This window comes from Raineya orbicola, assembly GCF_002843425.1.
Lineage (GTDB): Bacteria > Bacteroidota > Bacteroidia > Cytophagales > Thermonemataceae > Raineya > Raineya orbicola.
This window is the reverse complement of sequence record NZ_NKXO01000095.1, coordinates 1-919: the sequence shown is the minus strand read 5'-3', so window position 1 is coordinate 919 and position 919 is coordinate 1. Positions and strand designations below refer to the sequence as shown.

1 protein-coding gene is annotated in these 919 nt (G+C 35.7%); it reads left to right on the top strand.

Features of this window, described 5'->3' with window-relative positions; genetic code table 11:
• Nucleotides 1–174 precede the first annotated feature (174 nt).
• Nucleotides 175–849, top strand: coding sequence for a hypothetical protein (locus Rain11_RS13755; protein ID WP_101359943.1), 675 nt, complete (start codon nucleotides 175–177; stop codon nucleotides 847–849).
• Nucleotides 850–919: the final 70 nt, after the last annotated feature.

Below are 919 nucleotides of genomic sequence, written 5' to 3'. Positions count from 1 at the left end.
TTCTGTTTGTAAAAGCAGGAGGATTTCTAATAAATTTGGCATTTTTTTTAGGTTAATCGTTGGAAAATTTTCCTAAATAAATGCCATTTTTTTATTTTTCCAAATACCTCAATTGGCGGTCATATTGTTTTTTACTTCGTTATATTTTTTTTGAACAAAAAACAATTAAAGCGTATGAAAAAACTTTTCATCACTCTCGTTTGCAGTGTTGCGATGGCTACTACTGCTTTCTCGCAAGGGGTAGGTATCGGTGGAACTCCTGCTGCCTCTGCAATGCTTGATGTGCAATCTACTACACGAGGCTTGCTTGTTCCTCGTATGACACTCGCTCAACGTGGTGCAATTGCTTCTCCTGCCAATGGGCTACTTATCTATCAAACTGATGGTTTAGTTGGCTTTTGGTATTATGATGGCACTAATTGGCGTTATTTACTAAATAATAGCACTGGATGGTTTACTACAGGGAATACTGGTACTGACGCAGCTACAAACTTTGTTGGTACAACTGATGCACAAGCTCTTACTTTTAGAACGAACAATACTCCTCGCTTGAGAATAGCCAATGGTAATCAATTATTTGCCCTTTCCGATGGAACGGCGGCAGCTCCTTTTTATTCTTGGGAAACTGATAGTAATACAGGAATTTACAGGATAGGTGCAGATATATTAGGTTTTAGCACAAATGGAGTAGAAAGAGCAAGGGTTGCAGCAAATGGACAGCTTTCTATCAATGAATTAAATAATAATTTAGGAGCTGGAGTTGCAGCACTAAGAGTAAGAAATAATAGTTCTAACGTGAATTATAAGTCTAACTTATTGTTTTCAAGGGATTTAAATAAAAAAACTTAGGGTAATTGAAAAAATGATTAACTTTGAGTTGTACTTTTTAAATATTTAATCATATGAGTCAATTACCTCT